The 18,050-nt window shown below is 64.4% G+C and carries 20 protein-coding genes; 19 read left to right on the top strand and 1 reads right to left on the bottom strand.

The features are described from left to right. Nucleotides 1-6: 6 nt before the first annotated feature. The 19 genes from CWE01_RS10435 to CWE01_RS33850 all read left to right on the top strand — a co-directional run bounded on the left by CWE01_RS10435 (nucleotide 7) and on the right by CWE01_RS33850 (nucleotide 16,759). Nucleotides 7-261 carry an acyl carrier protein gene (locus CWE01_RS10435; RefSeq protein WP_100940447.1) on the top strand — a complete coding sequence of 85 codons (255 nt, stop codon included), beginning with the start codon at nucleotides 7-9 and terminating at the stop codon, nucleotides 259-261. Then, nucleotides 258-803 (top strand): hypothetical protein, encoded by a 546-nt coding sequence (locus tag CWE01_RS10430; RefSeq protein ID WP_100940446.1) that lies wholly within the window; start codon nucleotides 258-260, stop codon nucleotides 801-803. The genes CWE01_RS10435 and CWE01_RS10430 overlap by 4 nt, the downstream gene beginning before the upstream one ends. Then, nucleotides 800-2,470, top strand: coding sequence for an AMP-binding protein (locus CWE01_RS10425; protein WP_100940445.1), 1,671 nt, complete (start codon nucleotides 800-802; stop codon nucleotides 2,468-2,470). The genes CWE01_RS10430 and CWE01_RS10425 overlap by 4 nt, the downstream gene beginning before the upstream one ends. Then, on the top strand, nucleotides 2,463-3,197 hold the full coding sequence (locus tag CWE01_RS10420; RefSeq protein ID WP_100940444.1) for a glycosyltransferase family 2 protein: 735 nt from the start codon (nucleotides 2,463-2,465) through the stop codon (nucleotides 3,195-3,197). Before CWE01_RS10425 ends, CWE01_RS10420 begins: the two co-directional genes overlap by 8 nt. Beyond that, nucleotides 3,194-4,132 carry a glycosyl transferase gene (locus CWE01_RS10415; protein WP_100940443.1) on the top strand — a complete coding sequence of 313 codons (939 nt, stop codon included), beginning with the start codon at nucleotides 3,194-3,196 and terminating at the stop codon, nucleotides 4,130-4,132. Before CWE01_RS10420 ends, CWE01_RS10415 begins: the two co-directional genes overlap by 4 nt. Further along, entirely contained in the window at nucleotides 4,113-5,657 is a 1,545-nt protein-coding gene (hutH, locus tag CWE01_RS10410) for a histidine ammonia-lyase (protein WP_100940442.1), read from the top strand. The genes CWE01_RS10415 and hutH overlap by 20 nt, the downstream gene beginning before the upstream one ends. After that, complete coding sequence (locus CWE01_RS10405; RefSeq protein WP_100940441.1) at nucleotides 5,650-6,075, top strand: thioesterase family protein; 426 nt, start codon at nucleotides 5,650-5,652, stop codon at nucleotides 6,073-6,075. Before hutH ends, CWE01_RS10405 begins: the two co-directional genes overlap by 8 nt. Beyond that, nucleotides 6,072-6,671 (top strand): outer membrane lipoprotein carrier protein LolA, encoded by a 600-nt coding sequence (locus tag CWE01_RS10400; protein WP_100940440.1) that lies wholly within the window; start codon nucleotides 6,072-6,074, stop codon nucleotides 6,669-6,671. The genes CWE01_RS10405 and CWE01_RS10400 overlap by 4 nt, the downstream gene beginning before the upstream one ends. Next, nucleotides 6,655-9,069 carry an MMPL family transporter gene (locus CWE01_RS10395; RefSeq protein WP_157815204.1) on the top strand — a complete coding sequence of 805 codons (2,415 nt, stop codon included), beginning with the start codon at nucleotides 6,655-6,657 and terminating at the stop codon, nucleotides 9,067-9,069. Before CWE01_RS10400 ends, CWE01_RS10395 begins: the two co-directional genes overlap by 17 nt. Continuing rightward, nucleotides 9,056-10,303, top strand: a complete 1,248-nt coding sequence (locus CWE01_RS10390; RefSeq protein ID WP_177144577.1) for an NAD(P)/FAD-dependent oxidoreductase — start codon at nucleotides 9,056-9,058, stop codon at nucleotides 10,301-10,303. The genes CWE01_RS10395 and CWE01_RS10390 overlap by 14 nt, the downstream gene beginning before the upstream one ends. Then, nucleotides 10,300-11,034: a class I SAM-dependent methyltransferase gene (locus CWE01_RS10385; protein WP_100940438.1), complete on the top strand. Its 735-nt coding sequence runs from the start codon at nucleotides 10,300-10,302 to the stop codon at nucleotides 11,032-11,034. The genes CWE01_RS10390 and CWE01_RS10385 overlap by 4 nt, the downstream gene beginning before the upstream one ends. Continuing rightward, on the top strand, nucleotides 11,031-11,513 hold the full coding sequence (locus tag CWE01_RS10380) for a DUF3261 domain-containing protein (RefSeq protein ID WP_100940437.1): 483 nt from the start codon (nucleotides 11,031-11,033) through the stop codon (nucleotides 11,511-11,513). The genes CWE01_RS10385 and CWE01_RS10380 overlap by 4 nt, the downstream gene beginning before the upstream one ends. Beyond that, nucleotides 11,510-12,706: a beta-ketoacyl-[acyl-carrier-protein] synthase family protein gene (locus CWE01_RS10375; RefSeq protein ID WP_100940436.1), complete on the top strand. Its 1,197-nt coding sequence runs from the start codon at nucleotides 11,510-11,512 to the stop codon at nucleotides 12,704-12,706. Before CWE01_RS10380 ends, CWE01_RS10375 begins: the two co-directional genes overlap by 4 nt. Further along, the gene (locus tag CWE01_RS10370; RefSeq protein WP_100940435.1) at nucleotides 12,703-13,167 is read left to right on the top strand and encodes a hotdog family protein; all 465 of its coding nucleotides are present in this window, start codon (nucleotides 12,703-12,705) and stop codon (nucleotides 13,165-13,167) included. The genes CWE01_RS10375 and CWE01_RS10370 overlap by 4 nt, the downstream gene beginning before the upstream one ends. Beyond that, nucleotides 13,160-13,888 (top strand): 3-oxoacyl-ACP reductase FabG, encoded by a 729-nt coding sequence (gene fabG / locus CWE01_RS10365; RefSeq protein WP_100940434.1) that lies wholly within the window; start codon nucleotides 13,160-13,162, stop codon nucleotides 13,886-13,888. Before CWE01_RS10370 ends, fabG begins: the two co-directional genes overlap by 8 nt. Next, nucleotides 13,888-15,114: a beta-ketoacyl-ACP synthase gene (locus tag CWE01_RS10360; RefSeq protein WP_100940433.1), complete on the top strand. Its 1,227-nt coding sequence runs from the start codon at nucleotides 13,888-13,890 to the stop codon at nucleotides 15,112-15,114. Before fabG ends, CWE01_RS10360 begins: the two co-directional genes overlap by 1 nt. Nucleotides 15,115-15,141: 27 nt before the next feature. Beyond that, nucleotides 15,142-15,585: a hypothetical protein gene (locus CWE01_RS10355; protein WP_100940432.1), complete on the top strand. Its 444-nt coding sequence runs from the start codon at nucleotides 15,142-15,144 to the stop codon at nucleotides 15,583-15,585. A 36-nt stretch (nucleotides 15,586-15,621) separates the two neighbouring features. Next, on the top strand, nucleotides 15,622-16,068 hold the full coding sequence (locus tag CWE01_RS10350) for an excinuclease (protein ID WP_100940431.1): 447 nt from the start codon (nucleotides 15,622-15,624) through the stop codon (nucleotides 16,066-16,068). A gap of 340 nt (nucleotides 16,069-16,408) precedes the next feature. Beyond that, on the top strand, nucleotides 16,409-16,759 hold the full coding sequence (locus CWE01_RS33850) for a DUF6124 family protein (protein WP_256579339.1): 351 nt from the start codon (nucleotides 16,409-16,411) through the stop codon (nucleotides 16,757-16,759). 248 nt (nucleotides 16,760-17,007) lie between these two features. Here CWE01_RS33850 and CWE01_RS10340 read toward each other — a convergent pair whose 3' ends face one another. Continuing rightward, entirely contained in the window at nucleotides 17,008-17,901 is an 894-nt protein-coding gene (locus CWE01_RS10340; RefSeq protein WP_100940430.1) for a LysR family transcriptional regulator, read from the bottom strand. Nucleotides 17,902-18,050 lie beyond the last annotated feature (149 nt).

The raw sequence follows: 18,050 nt of genomic DNA, 5'->3' as shown, positions 1-18,050 counted from the left end.
CGTACCATGCAAACCCGTGACGACATCTTCAACACCCTGCGCGATGCCCTGGTCGAACTCTTCGAACTGGAACCCGAACGCGTCACCCTGGACAGCAACCTGTACCAGGACCTGGAAATCGACAGCATCGATGCCGTGGACCTGATCGACCATATCAAGCGTCAGACTGGCAAGAAAATCGCCGCCGAGGAGTTCAAGTCGGTGCGTACCGTCAACGATGTGGTCGAGGCGGTCTTTCGCCTGGTGCAACCGGCCGCATGAAACGCCTGATCGGCCTGGGCCTGCTGCTGGCAGGCCTGCTGTACCCCTTTGCGGTGTATTTCGGCATGGAGCATTTCGCCCCCTGGCAGTTCGGGCTGTTGCTCGGCGGCCTGTGGCTGGCCCGGGTCCTGACCGGCGAGCGGCGCCCCGGCAGCCTGTGGATGGCCCTCAGTGCCATCGCCTTCTGCGGTTTGCTGGCGTTGCTGAACAGCCCGCTGTTGCTGCGCTGGTACCCGGTGCTGATCAGCGCCTTCATGCTCGGCCTGTTCGGCCTGAGCCTGAAATTCGGCCCGCCGATGGTCGAGCGGCTGGCCCGCCTGCGGGAGCCGCAGTTACCGGATGTGGCCATTAACTATACGAGACAGGTGACCCGTGTCTGGAGCCTGTTCTTTCTCTGTAACGGCCTGATCGCCGCCGCCCTGACCCTCTGGGCGCCGCTGAGCTGGTGGATGTTGTACACCGGCCTGATCTCCTATGGGCTGATGGGTTTGCTGTTCGCCATTGAGTGGCTGGTACGACAACGGGTAAGAGGCCGCGCATGAACTGGATAAACCTTGAGCAGTTGTTGCTCAAGTCGCATGGACCGCGAGCGGTCACCCTGGATCCACCGCAGGATCATGCCGGGCTGACGCAGCAGGCATTGAGCCTGGCGGCTGGCTTGCAGGCCCGTGACGTGAAACACATTGCCGTGCACCTGGAAGATGCCGGGGAGCTGGCCATTGCCCTGCTCGGTGCCTGGCGCGCCGGCGTCCGGGTGCTGTTACCCGCCGACCTGCAGGAACAGACCCGCCAACGCTGGGCAGCGGATGTCGACCTGTGGCTGACCGACAGCCACGCCCTCGAAGCACTCTGCGCCGAGCCGTTGAGCCCGGCCGCGCTCGATCTCGACAACTGTCGCCTGAGCCTGTGCACCTCCGGCTCCAGCGGCGAACCCAAGCGCATCGACAAAAGCCTGCGCCAACTGGCCAATGAAGTCCTGGCCCTGGAACAGCTGTGGGGGACCGATCTCGACCAGGCCTGCATCATCGGCAGCGTCGCCACCCAGCATATCTATGGTTTGCTGTTCCGCGTGCTCTGGCCGCTGTGTGCCGGGCGGACCTTCGTGCGCAAGCAACTGGCCTTCCCGGAAGACCTGCAGCGCGCCAGCCGTGAGCATCCGCAGTTCGCCTGGGTGGCAAGCCCGGCCCTGCTCAAGCGCATGGGCGACAACCTCGACTGGCCGGCCCTGAGCCAGGTGCGCCGGGTGTTTTCCTCGGGCGGCGCGCTCCCACCCGAAGCCGCGTCCAGCCTGCAGCAACGCTTGCAGCAATGGCCGACGGAAATTCTCGGCAGCTCGGAAACCGGCGGCATCGCCTGGCGCCAGGGCGACCCGCTGTGGCGCCCCTTCGCCGATGTGCAACTGAGCCAGGACCCGGATGGCGCCTTGCAGGTGGCTTCGCCTTATCTGCCGGCCGGGCATGTCGAGCAAACGGCGGACGCCGTCCGCTTCGAAGCGGACGGTCGTTTCGAACTGCTGGGGCGGCTGGACCGCATCGTCAAACTGGAAGAAAAACGCATCTCCCTGCCGATGCTGGAACAGGCCCTGATGGAACACGATTGGGTCGCCGAAGCACGCCTGGGCGTGGTACAGGAAAACCGCGCCTACCTCGGCGCGCTGTTGGTGCTCTCCGAACAGGGGCTGCATATCCTGCGTAACCAGGGTCGGCGTGCACTGACCGAGACCCTGCGCAAACATCTGCTCGGCCATTGCGAAACCCTGGCGCTGCCACGCCGCTGGCGTTTACTGCGGCACCTGCCGCTGAACCCCCAGGGCAAATTGCCCCAGGCCGAGGTCGAGGCCCTGTTGCGGGCTCCGCGCCCCAAAGGTCCGGAAGTGCTGTCGCAACATGAGATGGATGGCGAATGGCTGTTGCAATTGGCCGTGCCACCGGACCTGGCCTACTTCAGCGGACACTTCCCGGTCACCCCGGTGCTGCCCGGCGTGGTGCAAGTGGATTGGGCACTGGAGCTGGGTCGCCAGCGACTCGAGTTGCCGGAAAAATTCGCCGGCATGGAAGTACTGAAATTCCAGCAACTGGTGCGTCCGGGCGACCAGCTCGAACTGAGCCTGCGCTTCGACCGTGAGCGCAGCAAACTGCACTTCGCCTTTCGCAATACCAATGCCGCCTGCTCCAGCGGCCGCATCGTGCTGGAGGCGGCCCATGCATAAGCCCTGCGCGGTCATCCCGGTCTACAACCACGAAGCCGCCGTGCCTGCGGTAATCGAAGCCCTGCTGCAAGCCGGCCTGCCCTGCGTGCTGGTGGACGATGCCAGCAGCCCGGCCTGCGCGGCGGTGCTGGAGCAACTCGCCGAACACGAACACGTCTGCCTGGTGAAACTGCCCGTCAACCAGGGCAAGGGCGGCGCGGTCATGACCGGGATGCGCGAGGCCGCGCGGCTGGGCTTCACCCATGTTCTGCAGGTGGACGCCGACGGTCAGCACGACCTGCATGACATCGCGGTCTTTCTCGACGCCTCGCGCCAGCACCCCGAGGCGCTGATCTGCGGCTACCCGCAATACGATGACAGCGTGCCCAAGGGCCGCCTTTATGCCCGTTACCTGACCCATGTCTGGGTCTGGATCAACAGCCTGTCGTTGCAGATCCGCGACTCCATGTGCGGCTTCCGGGTCTACCCGTTGCCGCCGGTGCTGGCGCTGATCGACTCGGCGAAGCTGGGCAAGCGCATGGACTTCGACTCGGACATCCTCGTCCGTCTGTCCTGGCGCAACCAACCCATGCGCTGGTTGCCGACCAAGGTCCATTACCCTCTGAACGGCCTCTCGCACTTTCGGATGTTCCACGACAACGCGCTGATTTCCAGCATGCATACCCGGCTGTTCTTCGGCATGCTGGTGCGCCTGCCGAGCATCCTCTGGCGGCGGTGGCGGGCATGAGCGACGCGCAAAAACACTGGGCCGACCGGCAGGAGCGCGGCAGCTTCTGGTTGATGAAACTCACCGCCTTCGGCGTCAAGGTCCTCGGCCGTCGAGTGCTCAGCCCGGTACTGCACGGTATCGTCCTGTACTTTTTCCTGTTCGGCCGCAGCGCCCGGCAGAGTGCCTGGCACTACCAGCAGCGCCTGGCCGACTGGAGCGGTCAAAACCACCTGCGGCCAACCCGCATTAAGGTCTTCAGGCAGTTCATGGCCTTTGCCGACTCGCTGCTGGACAAGCTCGATGTATGGAACGGCAAGCTGCGCCTCGATCAGCTCGAGATCGTCGACCCGGCCCGGCTGCGCAATCAACTGCGCGGCGAACGCGGGCAGATGCTGGTGGGCGCGCACCTGGGCAACCTGGAAGTCTGCCGCGCCCTCGCCGAGCTGGGCGAAAGGGTCACCATGAACGTGCTGGTCCACACCAAGCACGCCGAGCGCTTCAACCGCTTGCTGGGCGAGGCCGGGGCGACCAACCTGCGGCTGATCCAGGTCAGCGAACTGAACCCGGCGGTGATGCTGCAACTGAGCCAGCGCCTGGATCGCGGCGAATGGCTGGCGATTGCCGGCGACCGCGTACCACTGCATGGCGGACGCCATGTACGAGTGGACTTCCTCGGCCAGCCCGCCGCGTTCCCGCAAGGTCCATGGCTGCTGGCCGGACTGCTGAAATGCCCGGTCAACCTGCTGTTCTGCGTAAAACTCCAGGGCCGCTACCGCATCACTCTCGAACCCTTCACTGAAACAGTGCAGTGGAAACGCAGCGACCGCGAACAGGTGATCGCCCAGTGGGCAACCCGTTACGCCGAGCGCCTGGGCCATTACTGCTTGCAGGCACCGTACCAGTGGTTCAACTTCTACCCTTTCTGGAAATCCGATGACAACGCATCCGCTTGAGCCGGTCACCTTCGGCGAACTCCCGCTGCGCATCGAAGACGTGCTGGCCCTGGCCAACCGTCAGGTGCCGACGCAACTGCAAGGCGACCCGGCGTTCCGCCAGCGCATTGCCAAGGGCGCGCAGTTCCTTGATTCGCTGTTGGACAAGGAAGGCGTGATCTACGGCGTCACCACCGGCTACGGCGACTCCTGCGTGGTGGCGGTGCCGCTGCAACACGTCGAAGCGTTACCGCGTCATCTCTACACCTTTCACGGTTGCGGCCTCGGCGAGTTGCTCGATCCGCAGGCGACCCGCGCCGTACTGGCAGCGCGTTTGCAGTCGCTGTGCCATGGCGTGTCCGGCGTGCGTGTGGAACTGCTGGAACGCCTGCAGGCGTTCCTCGACCTGGACATCCTGCCGCTGATTCCCGAAGAGGGCTCGGTCGGCGCCAGTGGCGACCTGACGCCACTGTCCTACGTCGCCGCGACCCTCTCCGGCGAACGCGAAGTGCTGTTTCGTGGCGAACGCCGCCAATCCAGCGACGTGCACCGCGAACTCGGCTGGGACCCGCTGGTGCTGCGACCCAAGGAAGCCCTGGCGTTGATGAACGGCACCGCCGTCATGACCGGCCTGGCCTGCCTGGCCTTTGCCCGCGCCGACTACCTGCTGCAACTGGCAACCCGCATCACCGCCCTCAACGTGGTGGCGCTGCAAGGCAACCCGGAGCACTTCGACGAGCGCCTGTTCGCCGCCAAGCCGCACCCGGGGCAGATGCAGGTGGCCGCCTGGCTGCGCAAGGACCTCGCCATCGACGCACCGACCGCACCGTTGCACCGCTTGCAGGATCGCTACTCGCTGCGCTGCGCCCCCCATGTGCTCGGTGTGCTGGCCGACAGCCTGGGCTGGTTGCGTTCATTCATCGAAACCGAACTGAACAGCGCCAACGACAACCCGATCATCGACGCCGAAGAAGAGCGCGTGCTCCACGGCGGGCATTTCTACGGCGGGCATATCGCCTTCGCCATGGACAGCCTCAAGACCCTGGTGGCCAATGTCGCCGACCTGCTCGATCGGCAGCTCGCGCTGCTGGTGGACGTGCGCTACAACCACGGCCTGCCGAGCAACCTCTCCGGCGCCAGCGCCGAGCGGGCGATGCTCAACCATGGCTTCAAGGCCGTGCAGATCGGCGCCAGCGCCTGGACCGCCGAAGCCCTGAAAAACACTATGCCGGCCAGTGTGTTCTCGCGCTCCACCGAATGCCACAACCAGGACAAGGTGAGCATGGGCACCATCGCCGCCCGCGACGCGATCCGCGTGCTGGAGCTGACCGAACAGGTCGCCGCCGCCACCTTGCTCGCCGCCAACCAGGGTGTCTGGCTGCGCAGCCAGGCCTGCGATGCGCGACCGCTACCGCCAGCCCTGGCGGCGATGCACGAAGCCCTGGCAAAGGACTTCCCCCCGGTGATCGAAGACCGCGCCCTTGAAGCCGAACTGCGCCTGTGCCTGAAGCGCATCGCCGAGCAACACTGGAGGCTCCATGCGTAGCCGCGGCGTACTGCATGTCGATACCGAGATCCTGGTGCCGTTTTTCGACGTCGACACCATGCATGTGGTCTGGCACGGCCATTACGTGAAGTACCTGGAAGTCGCCCGCTGCGCGCTGCTGGACCATATCGGCCACAACTACACGCACATGCTCGAATCCGGCTACGCGTGGCCGGTGATCGACCTGCAACTGCGTTATGTACGCGGCGCGGTGTTCGGCCAGAAGATCAATGTGCGGGCCAACCTGGTGGAATGGGAGAACCGCTTGAAGGTCAACTACCTGATCACTGATCTTGCCAGCGGCGAACGCCTGACCCGCGCCAGCACCGTGCAGGTGGCGGTGGAGATCCAGAGCCGGGAAATGCAACTGGTCTCGCCCAAAGTCTTCGTTACCGCCGTCGAGAAGGTGCTCGCATGAGCCGCCTGATCCGTTTATGCCTGCTGCTCTGCCTGGGCCTGTCCGCCCACGCCTCGGCCTTCGACCTGCAACAGCTCAGCGAACAGCTGGCCAAGCCTTCGGTGATCCACGGCAGCTTTATCCAGGAAAAACACCTGCGCGCCCTGCCGCAACCGCTGACCAGCAAGGGCACCTTCGTCCTCGCCAAGGACCACGGCCTGCTCTGGCTGCTCAAGACCCCGCTGCAACAGGACTACCGCATCAGCGCCAAGGGCATCGCCCGACGCGACCCGAGCGGCTGGCAGATGGTCCCGAACAAAAGCGCCGGGGCCGAACAGAACCGCCTGTTCATCGCCGTGCTGCAAGGCGACAGCAGCGGCCTGCAACGGGATTTCGAACTGCAACTGCAAGGCGACGCCCAGCACTGGCAACTGACCCTGGTGCCACGTTCGGTGCTGCTCAAGCAGATCTTCACCCGGATCAATATCGACGGCGGCGAACTGGTGCAACGCATCGAACTGCTGGAAACCCAGGGCGACAGCACGGTCTTGCGCATGCAGGACAGCAGCGCCGCCCTGCCCCTGAGCGACGCGGAGCAGCATGACTTTGCCGAGTGAACGCCTGCTCCCGCGCCTGTTCCTGATCCTGCTGCTGGCGGTGCTGGCGCTCGCCGGTTGGCAATGGCGCCACGGCGCGCCGGTGTCGGCCGACCTGATGGAACTGGTGCCGGGCTCAGCGCCCAATGCCCTGGAGCTCAAGGCCGAACAGCGCATGCAGGAACCCTTGAACCGGGAAATGCTGGTGCTGGTGGGCCAGGCCGATCGCCAGAAAGCCATTGCCCTGGCGCAACGGCTGGGCGAGCGCTGGCTGGCCAGCGGGCTGTTCGAAACCGTGCAGTGGAGCTTGCAGGCCGACCTGCCGGCGTTGCGCCAACAACTGCTGGCCAGCCGTTTGGCGATGCTCACCCGCGCTGATCGGCAACAACTGATCGAACAGCCGGCGGCGTTTATCCAGCAACGGGTCCAGTCCCTGTTCGATCCCTTTACCGGGGTCAGCCTGGTGCCGAGCCAGGACGACTGGCTCGGCCTGACCGGTCGGATCCAGGACAGCCGACCGAAACCCGGCGCGGTGCAATTCGATCTCGGCAGCGGCGCATTGATCGCCGAGGCCGACGGTAAAAGCTGGGTGCTGTTACGGGCCCGGACCCGGGGCAATGCTTTCGACATGAAACTGCCGATACAGGTCGCCGCACTGCTCAAGCAGAGCCGTGAAGAAGCCGCGCAGGACGACGCCCAACTGCTCGCCGCCAGCGGCCTGCTGTATGCCGCCGCCGGCCAGCAACAAGCGACCCGGGAAATCACCTGGGTCGGCGGCGGCGCCACCTTCGGCATTCTCCTGCTGCTGTTGCTGGCCTTCCGGCGCTGGCGGGTATTGCTGGCCTTCGTCCCGGTGCTGGTGGGCATGCTGTTCGGTACGGTGGCCTGCGTGCTGCTGTTCGGTCATCTGCACGTGATGACCCTGGTGCTGGGGGCCAGCCTGATCGGCGTGGCCGTGGACTACCCGCTGCATTACCTGTCCAAGAGCTGGAGCCTGAAACCCTGGCACAGTTGGCCGGCCCTGCGCATTACCCTGCCCGGACTGAGCCTGAGCCTGGCCACCAGTTGCATCGGTTACCTGGCCCTGGCCTGGACGCCGTTTCCGGCCCTGACCCAGATTGCCGTGTTCTCCGCCGCCGGCCTGGTGGGTGCCTACCTGACCGCCGTGTGCCTGCTGCCCGCTCTGCTCAAGGGCACCGACCTGCGTCCGGCGCAATGGCCGCTGCGGGTCTGCGAAGTATTGCTGAAGGTGCGTGAAGCGCTGCTGCGCAAAGTCGGCAGCCGGCTGCTGCTGGCGCTGCTGGTGCTGTTCTGCGCCTCTGGCCTGTGGCACCTGACCAGCAAGAACGATATCCGCCAATGGGTCGGCGCACCGCCGCAACTGCTGGCCGACGCCCAGGCCGTCGCGCGGATCACCGGCTACCAGCCCACCAGCCAGTTTTTCCTGGTGCGCGGCGCCGATCAACAGCAGTTACTGGAGCGTCAGGCCGCACTCGGCGAGCGTCTCGATCAACTGGTGAGCCAGGGCAAACTCCAGGGCTATCAGTCGCTGGACCAGGTGGTCAGCCTGCCTCGGGAGCAGCAACAGTTGCAGGACTCGCTCAAGCAACTGCCGGGGTTCTGGCAACCCTTGCTCGACCTCGGCGTTCCCGCCGCGGCCTTGCAAACCGAATTGGCCCAGCTGCAAGCCCTGCCGATCCAGGATATCGACAGCGCCCTCAAAGGCCCGCTGTCCGAACCCTGGCGTCTGCTCTGGCTCGGCGCACAAACCGACGGCGTGGCCGGCATGGTCAGCCTGCGCGGCCTGAACAACGCCGACCTGTTGCGGACGCAAACCGACGGCCTGCCAGGCGTACGACTGGTGGACCGGCTGGGTGACCTGAACAAGGTTTTTGCCGCCACCCAGGTCAGCGCCGCCGAACTGAAACTGGCGTCCTGTGTGCTGATCGTGCTCTTGCTGATCCTGCCGTTCGGCCTGCGCGGTGCCTTGCGGATCGTCGCCCTGCCGCTGCTGGCGGCCCTGTGCAGCCTGGCCAGCCTCGGCTGGCTCGGTCAGCCACTGACGCTGTTCAGCCTGTTCGGCCTGCTGCTGGTGACCGCCATCAGCGTCGATTACGCCATCCTGATGCGCGAGCAGATCGGCGGTGCCGCCGTCAGCCTGCTGGGCACCTTGCTCGCCGCCCTGACCACCTGGCTGTCGTTCGGCCTGCTGGCGATTTCCAGCACCCCGGCGGTGAGCAACTTCGGCCTGGCGGTGAGCCTGGGGCTGGCCTTCAGCTTCCTGCTCGCGCCCTGGGCCGCACGCCCGAGCGACAAGACCGCGACACCGCAAGCCGATCACTCGGTCACGACTGTCGACCCGAGCCCTATCCCTTCGAAACCGTCGAACCCCGCAAGGAGCCTGTGTGCCAGCGATTGAAATGGAACATCGAGAAGTCGTGGTGATTGGCGCGGGCCCTTCCGGCGCCATCGCCGCCGCCTTGCTCAAACGCAACGGCCACGACGTGCTGATCGTCGAACGCCAGCACTTCCCGCGCTTTTCCATCGGTGAAAGCCTGCTGTCGCACTGCCTGGATTTCGTCGAAGAAGCCGGCATGCTCGATGCCGTCAACGCCGCCGGGTTCCAGTTGAAGAACGGCGCGGCCTTCGCCTGGGGCGAGCACTACAGCGCCTTCGATTTCGGCCAGACCTTCAGCAACGGCAAGCCGACTACCTTCCAGGTCCAGCGCGCCGACTTCGACAAACTGCTGGCGGACCAGGCCGCCCTGCAAGGCGTGGAAATCCGCTACGGCGAGGAAATCGTCAGCGTTGATTTCGACCTGCCACAGCCGCAACTGCGGGCCCGTCGCGAAGACGGCAGCGAGTACCTGATCGAAGCCCGCTTCGTCCTCGATGCCAGCGGCTACGGCCGGGTGCTGCCGCGCCTGCTCGACCTCGAAGCACCGTCGAATTTCCCGGTACGCCAGGCGGTCTTCACCCACATCGAAGACCGTATCGAGCATTCCAGTTTCGAGCGGGAAAAGATCCTCATCACCACCCACCCGCAACAGCGCGATATCTGGTTCTGGACCATCCCGTTCAGCAACGGCCGCTGCTCCCTCGGCGTGGTCGCCGCCGCCGAACACTTTGCCGGCCGCACCGAAGACCTGGATGCCTGCCTCAAGGGTTTCGTCGCCGAAACGCCGAGCCTGCAAGCCGTACTGGAAAACGCCGTATGGGACACCCCGGCGCGGACCATCGGCGGTTACTCGGCCAACGTGAAAACCTTGCACGGCCCGGGCTTCGCCCTGCTCGGTAACGCCGCGGAATTCCTCGACCCGGTGTTCTCCTCCGGCGTGACCATCGCCATGCGTTCGGCGAGCATGGCCGCCGGCCTGTTGCACCGGCAACTGCAAGGCGAAAGCGTCGACTGGCAGACCCAGTTCGCCGAGCCGCTCAAGCACGGTGTCGATACCTTTCGCTGCTACGTCGAAGGCTGGTACGCCGGGACCTTCCAGGATGTGATCTTCCATCCTGGCAGCTCGCCGGAAATCCGCGCCATGATCAGTGCGATCCTCGCCGGCTATGCCTGGGACGAGCGCAACCCCTTTGTCAGCGAACCCCGACGCCGTCTGCGGATGCTGTCGGAAATCTGTGCGAGCACCCCGACATGAGCAACCCGTACCTGAGCGATACCTACGTCGAGGAAACCCGTTTCGGCTTCTGGTTCCTGCGCAGCCACACCTGGCAGCACCACGTGCTGCGGGTGGCGATCAACGACCTGCGCGGCCTGTTCAGCGAGGCCCTGCCGGCCAACCCGGTGATCCTCGACGCCGGTTGCGGCCAGGGCAAATCCTTCCAGTACTTGCAACAGACCTTCGCCCCGGCGCGACTGATCGGCCTCGACGCCGATCCCCACAGCCTCAAGCTGAGCGGCGAAGAAGCGCAGCGCCGTGGCCTGGAAGTCGAGCTGATCGGCAGCGACTGCGCGACCCTCGATGTGCCCTCGCAAAGCGTCGATATCCTTTTCTGCCACCAGACCTTTCACCACCTGGTGCAACAGGATCGCGCCCTGGCCGAGTTCTATCGGGTGCTCAAGCCGGGCGGTTACCTGCTGTTCGCCGAGTCCACCGAGGCCTATATCGACACCTGGGTGATTCGCTGGCTGTTCCGCCACCCGATGCATGTACAGAAAAGCGCGGCGCAGTACCTGGAGATGATTCGCGACCAGGGTTTCGAGTTCACACCACGGAACGTCTCCTACCCCTACCTGTGGTGGAGCCGGTCCAAGGACTTCGGGCTGCTGGAACGTCTGGGCCTGAAGAACCCACCGCCGGTGGGCCAGCGTGAGGAAACCCTGGTCAATGTGGTCGCCCGCAAACCCCTCGGCGGGGCGGTCGAATGATTCGCGCCCTGTTGCTGGGCTGCCTCCTGCTGCTGAGCGCCTGCGCCAGCCGTGCGCCGCTGCCCGTGCATGCACCGACCCTGGCGTTACCGCTGCAATTGCATATCGAGCGTGAACAGGCCGGACAACGCCAGGACTGGCTGCTGGTGATCCAGCGCGAGGCGAATGGTCTGCGCTGGTCGCTGATGGACCCGCTGGGCATTCCCCTCGCCCGCCAGCGCCTGCAAGACGGCGAGTGGCAGGCCGATGGCCTGTTGCCGCCCAATCCCCAGGCCCGCGAACTGTTCGCCGCATTGCTGTTTGCCCTGACCCCGGATGCCGAACTCGCGGGCAACTATCCGACCGCACAACACCAAGCCACGGAACGCACTCTCGATGCCCGCTGGCGAGTCAGCTATCGCCAGCCGCTGGACTTCAGCCTGAGCCTGCCGGAGAGTCTGCACTACCGGATCAGTCCGTTGAACGAGGCCGCCCCATGACCGCCTACCTGAACGCCCTCGGCGTGATCTGCGCGCTGGGCCGCGACAAGCAGAGCGTGGCGCGCAACCTGTTTGCCGGTGACTGTTCGGGCATGCGTCCGGAAAGCGGCTGGGTGCCCGAACGCATCCTGCCAGTGGCCGCCGTGCAAGGCGAACTGATGGCGATTCCCGCTGAACTGAGCGCCCAGGCCAGCCGCAACAATCAACTGCTGATGGAAGCCACGCGGCAGATCGCCGAGCCGATCCAGCACGCCATCGACACCTATGGCCGCGAACGCATCGGCATCGTCCTGGGCACCAGCACCTCGGGCATCGACGAAGCCAGCCATGGCATCGCCAGCTACCTGAAAGACGGGCACTTCCCCGACGGCTACGACTACCAGCAACAGGAACTGAGCGCCCCGGCGACCTTCCTCGCCGACTGGCTGCAACTGCGCGGCCCGGCCTACGTGATCTCCACCGCCTGCACCTCCAGCGCGCGGGCGCTGATGAGTGCCCGGCGCCTGCTCGACCTCGGCCTGTGCGACGCCGTGCTGTGCGGCGGGGTCGACAGCCTGTGCCAGCTGACACTGCGCGGTTTCTCATCGCTCGAAGCCGTGTCGACACAGCGCTGCAACCCGTTTTCGTTGAACCGCAACGGCATCAATATCGGCGAAGCGGCGGTGCTGTTCCTGATGAGCAAGCGCGCCGACGGCGGCCCGGCCATTGCCCTGCTCGGCGCCGGCGCCAGTTGCGATGCCCACCATATTTCCGCCCCCGACCCGACCGGTCAGGGCGCCGTGCAGGCCATGAGCAAAGCGCTGAAGCAGGCCGACCTGCAACCGCAGGATATCGGTTACCTGAACCTGCACGGCACCGCGACCCAGCACAACGACGCGATGGAAAGCCTAGCGGTGTCCACGCTGTTCCCGACGAGCCCGCCCTGCTCCTCGACCAAACCCATGACCGGCCATACCCTGGGCGCCGCCGGCGCACTGGAAGCGGCGTTCTGCTGGCTGAGCCTGAGTACCGACAACCCATCCGCCGCCCTGCCGCCGCATATCTGGGACGGCCAAGCCGACCCGGCACTGCCGCCGCTGAACTGGGTCAAGCCGGGCGACCACCTCAACCCCTATCCACCGCGCCGCCTGATGAGCAACTCCTTTGCCTTCGGCGGCAACAACGTCAGCCTGATTATCGGAGACGCCCCATGATCGATTGGCCGCTCGCCGAATTGCTGCCCCATGCCGGGGACATGATCCTGATCGACCAGGTCCTGTCCTTCGACGAAGAACAGATCCACACCCGCCTCACCGTGCGCCCGGACGGCCTGTTCAACCGCGAGGATGGCAGCCTGCCGGCCTGGGTCGGGATCGAACTGATGGCCCAGAGCGTCGCCGCCTATGCCGGTTGCCGCGCCCGTGGCGAGGGCAAGCCGGTGGAACTGGGGTTCCTGCTCGGCACGCGCAAATTCGACTGCAACGTGGAACACTTTCCCGCCGGCAGCGAACTGCGCATCCATGCCCTGCGCTCCCTGGAAGACGACAACGGCATGGGCGTGTTCGAATGCCACCTGACCGGTCCCGACATCCATGCCACCGCGCGCCTGAACGTGTTCCGTCCACCCCAGGCCGCCGCTTATCTATCCGAATCACAGGAGTCGCGTCATGACTGAATCCATCCTGGTCACCGGCTCCAGCCGCGGTATCGGCCGTGCAATCGCCCTGCGCCTGGCCCGCGCGGGTTTTGACCTGGTACTGCATTGCCGCAGCGGCCGCGCCGAGGCCGACGCCGTGCAGGCCGAAATCCAGGCGCTGGGTCGCCAGGCCCGGGTGCTGCAATTCGATGTGTCCGACCGTGAAGCCTGCCGCACCCGCCTGGAAGCAGACGTCGAGGAACATGGCGCCTACTACGGCGTGGTGCTCAATGCCGGCCTGACCCGTGACGGCGCGTTCCCGGCCCTTTCCGAAGAAGACTGGGACCTGGTCCTGCGCACCAACCTCGACGGTTTCTACAACGTGCTGCACCCGGTCATGATGCCGATGATCCGCCGCCGCGCTCCTGGACGAATCGTCTGCATCACCTCGGTGTCCGGGCTGATCGGCAACCGTGGCCAGGTCAACTACAGCGCCTCCAAGGCCGGGCTGATCGGCGCCGCCAAGGCCCTGGCCATCGAGCTGGGCAAGCGCAAGATCACCGTCAACTGCGTCGCTCCGGGCCTCATCGATACCGCCATGCTCGATGACAACGTACCGGTGGAAGAGCTGCTGAAAATGATCCCGGCACAACGCATGGGCACCCCGGAAGAAGTCGCCGGCGCGGTGAACTTCCTGATGTCCGCGGAAGCCTCCTACATCACCCGGCAAGTGCTGGCCGTCAACGGAGGCCTGTGCTGATGAAGCGCGTCGTCGTCACCGGCATGGCCGGCATCACCTCCCTGGGCAACGACTGGGCCAGCATCGAAGCCAACTTCCGCGCCAACCGCAGCGGCATCCGCTACATGGCCGAGTGGGAGCGTTTCACCGAACTGAACACGCGCCTGGCCGGGCCGATCGACGACTACGCGGTGCCGTCGCACTGGACCCGCAAGCAGCTGCGCAGCATGGGCCGGGTCTCGCGCTTCGCCGTCGGCGCGGCGGAAATGGCCCTGGCTGACGCCGGCCTGCTGGGCAACGAGATCATCCGTGACGGGCGCATGGGCGTGGCCTGCGGTTCGTCCACCGGCAGCACCGACGAGATCAAGGCCTTCGGCATGATGTTGATCAACTCGGTGGCCGAGGGGCTCAACGCCAACTCCTACGTGCGCATGATGCCGCACACCACGGCGGCGAATATCAGCATCTTCTTCGGCCTGACCGGGCGCCTGATCCCCACCTCCAGCGCCTGCACCAGCGGCAGCCAGGGCATCGGCTATGCCTATGAGGCGATCAAGTTCGGGCGCTTGCCGCTGATGCTTGCTGGCGGTGCCGAGGAACTGTGTCCCACCGAGGCCATGGTGTTCGACGCGCTCTACGCCACCAGCCTGAAAAACGATGCGCCGCAAAGCAGTCCGCGCCCCTACGACAGCGGCCGTGACGGTCTGGTGATCGGTGAAGGCGGCGGCATGCTGGTGCTCGAGGAACTGGAACATGCCCTGGCCCGTGGCGCGCATATTCATGCGGAAATCGTCGGCTTCGGTAGCAACGCCGACGGCCAGCACGCCACCCGCCCGGAACAGAGCACCATGCGCCGGGCCATGGAGCTGGCCCTGGAAGATGCCGGCCTGACGGCGGACGCCATCGGTTATGTGAACGGCCACGGCACCGCCACCGAGCAGGGCGATATCGCCGAGACCCTGGCCACCAGCAGCCTGTTCGGCAGCCGCATGCCCATCAGTTCGCAGAAGAGTTTCCTCGGCCATACCCTGGGCGCCTGCGGGGCGCTGGAATCCTGGTTCAGCATCGAGATGATGAACCGTGACAGCTACATCCCGACCCTGAACCTCGACCAGATCGACCCACAGTGCGGCGAGCTGGATTACCTGCGCGGCGAGTTCCGGCAGATGAGCAACGAGTATGTGATGAACAACAACTTTGCCTTTGGCGGCGTGAACACCTCCCTGGTGTTCCGCCGCTGGCGCTGACTTTTTAAAACCTCTGGAGAAAACGGAATGTCTTCCCTGCTTCGTGTTGCACTTGTCACCCTGGCCCTGCTGTCGATGGCCGGCTGTACCAGCAAACCCATCGTCAACCCGAGCCGCACCCTCGCCCCCGAGGTCCAGGCCAGCCAGGAAGAGGTGAAACAAGCGATTGTCACCGCCCTGACCAAACGTGAGTGGAGCGTACAGCGCGTCAACCCGGGCCAGGTCCAGGCCGAGATCACCGTGCGTGAGAAATTCCACGTCGAGATCGACATCAACTACAGCGCCAGCGGCTACACCATCGCCTACCGCGACAGCAGCGGCATGGGTTACCAGGATGGCAAGATCCACAAGAACTACCTGCGCTGGGTGCGTTTCCTGGACCAGGACATCCTCGCCGAACTGCGTGCTCATCATGATCAGCCGACGGCACAGGCCATTGGCGTTGGCGAGGCGCAGCCGCTTTCCCGGTAATCGCGTTTCTTCCCTGCATCACACAAGGAGTTGAGCATGAAAACAAACCTCTGGGCCGCGGCCGCCACCTTGCTTTTGTGCAGCCTGCCGGGCCTGAGCCAGGCGCGCGACACCGTGCTGAACCTGCCGTTCGACAAGGTCGTGGCGGAAGCGGTGAGCACCGGCAAGATTGATGGCAGCGTGAAGTTCTACCTGGCGGGGAATACGCCCAAGGGCAAGATCAGCGTGGTCAGCCCGGACGCGGTGACCAACAAGAAGACCAATGCATTCAACAAGAGCGACGAGGAGGCCTGTGCCTGGGCTTTGCAATCGGCGCTGATCACCTTGAACGATGCGGCGAAGAAGGTCGGGGCGAATGCCGTGACCAATATCGTCAGCTTCTACAAGCGCAATGAAACCAAGAGCACCAGCACCTATGAGTGCCATGCCGGTGTGTTTGTCGGCGGCGTGGCGTTGAAGGGGGATTTGGCCAAGGTTCAGTAAGTTGAAACCTGTCGGCTGAGCGCCCCCTGTAGGAGCCGGCTTGCCGGCGATTGCGATGTGACAGACAGCATCGCTATCGCTGGTTGGCCAAGGTCCTATGGGCTAGGTTGCATGCAGTGGCGCTCTTGAGGACGTCATCGCCAGCAAGCCGGCTCCTACACGATTCGCGTCGTTCAGAAGATGGAGGTTCGACGTTGGATTGCTATGGTGGCTGTGCGCGGGTGACCTTCGGGTCAGCCGGTGTGCCTGACGTTCCGGTCTTGCAGGCCCGTGTACAGCTGCCACCCATCATCTGCAAGTGATGTTAGGTAGCTCCAATATGTCGTTCAGGAGCTTGACCATGAGCAAAACAACTCCCGCCCCACCCGTCCAGGATCCCAACGCTTTCCCCTCTGCTGACCGGTTCAAGGATCAGGCCGCCATTCAGCGCGCTCTTGATCACTATCTGCCCAGCCCAGCAGCTGCGTCACCGGACACTATCCGGCGGTCTCACACCAAACCTAGTCGAACCTTGGAGGAGTCCTTGGTTCACGTCTCCGAGCTGCTGACCTGCGCGGCGGCCACAGCCTACGAGTCCGGCGATGGCCTCAGTGGCTCCAAACGAGCGCTGGCGTTCTCGTCCATGCATCTGGTTGAAATGGCGAAAGCCGAGCTGGATCAGTCGCTAGAACGACCAACGCATTGGCCATGAACACAGAGTCATCACCCGCCTCTTCCAGGCAGGCATTCAAGTAATTCGCTCTGTCCTGCGGAGTCTTGAGATAGTCAGCAGAGTCCCATTCAGAGAATTGCCCAGCCATATGTTTCGCTCCTTCGTCAGTCGTCGCCCGCACAACGGTGTTGGAAAAACGACCGAACCATGCAATCCACGCACAACCAGCTGATAGCGCAAAACTGTAAGCAAAGATTCTTTGCTGATCCCCGCTTCAGGTCTCAGACCTACGGCACCGCTCGACGCGTCAGCAACTCGATAAATGCCTTGGCCATCGGTGATTTCTGGTCCTTGCGCTGCACCAGCCACACCGCCGACACCGCATCCGGATCCAGCAACGGTCGATAGACCACCCCATCAATCCGAATCCGCTGATAGGACGCCGGCAACACCGACACCCCCAACCCCGCCGCCACCAGGCCAATGATGGTCATCGCCTCCCCCGCCTCCTGGGCAAAGTGCGGACTGAATCCCGCCTGTCGCGCCAAGGTCAGCAACTGCGCATACAAACCACTGCCATAACTGCGCGGGAAAAACACAAAGGGCTCCAGCGCCAACTCGGACAAATACATCCCTTCCTCACTGCCACTGGCCAAAGGATGCTTGGCACTGAGCACCGCCACCAGCGGCTCATGCATCAACTCCACGACACTCAAGGCCTCCGGCAACGCCAAGGGCCGCATCAAGCCCACCTCGATGGACTCGTCCATCAAACCATCGGCAACCGTCTTGCTGCTCATCTCCCGCAGGTTCAGGTGCACCGCCGGAAACGCCTGGCGAAACGCGAAAATCGCCTGGGGAATCGTCGAGTTGAACGGCGCCGATGAGGTAAACCCGATCTTCAGTTCCCCCAACTCCCCCAACTGCGCTCGCCGCGCCACATCCGCCGCTTTATCCACCTGCGCCAGGACCAACCGCGCCTCCTGCAGAAACAGACGACCCGCCTCGCTCAACTCGACCCGACGATTGGTCCGGTCAAACAGCCGTGCTCCCAGCTCCTGCTCCAGCGCCTGGATCTGCTGGCTCAACGGCGGCTGGGAAATCCCCAACACCTCGGCCGCGCGACCAAAATGCAGTTCTTCGGCCACCGCGATGAAGTAGCGCAAATGCCGCAATTCCATGAACACCTCATCAAGTCGTAAAACCTATCAAACAGGTCGAACAATATATTGGAAAGAATAGTTAGCCAGCTATATGCTTTTTCCATTGCCTGACCGGCTGCTCCCCCGAGGTCCCCCGTGAAAACTGCTGTTGCTCCCTTCGCCCACGA

This window comes from Pseudomonas sp. QS1027, from assembly GCF_002814235.1.
In the GTDB taxonomy this organism is placed as follows: Bacteria; Pseudomonadota; Gammaproteobacteria; order Pseudomonadales; family Pseudomonadaceae; genus Aquipseudomonas.
This window is presented reverse-complemented; position numbering and strand designations above follow the sequence as displayed.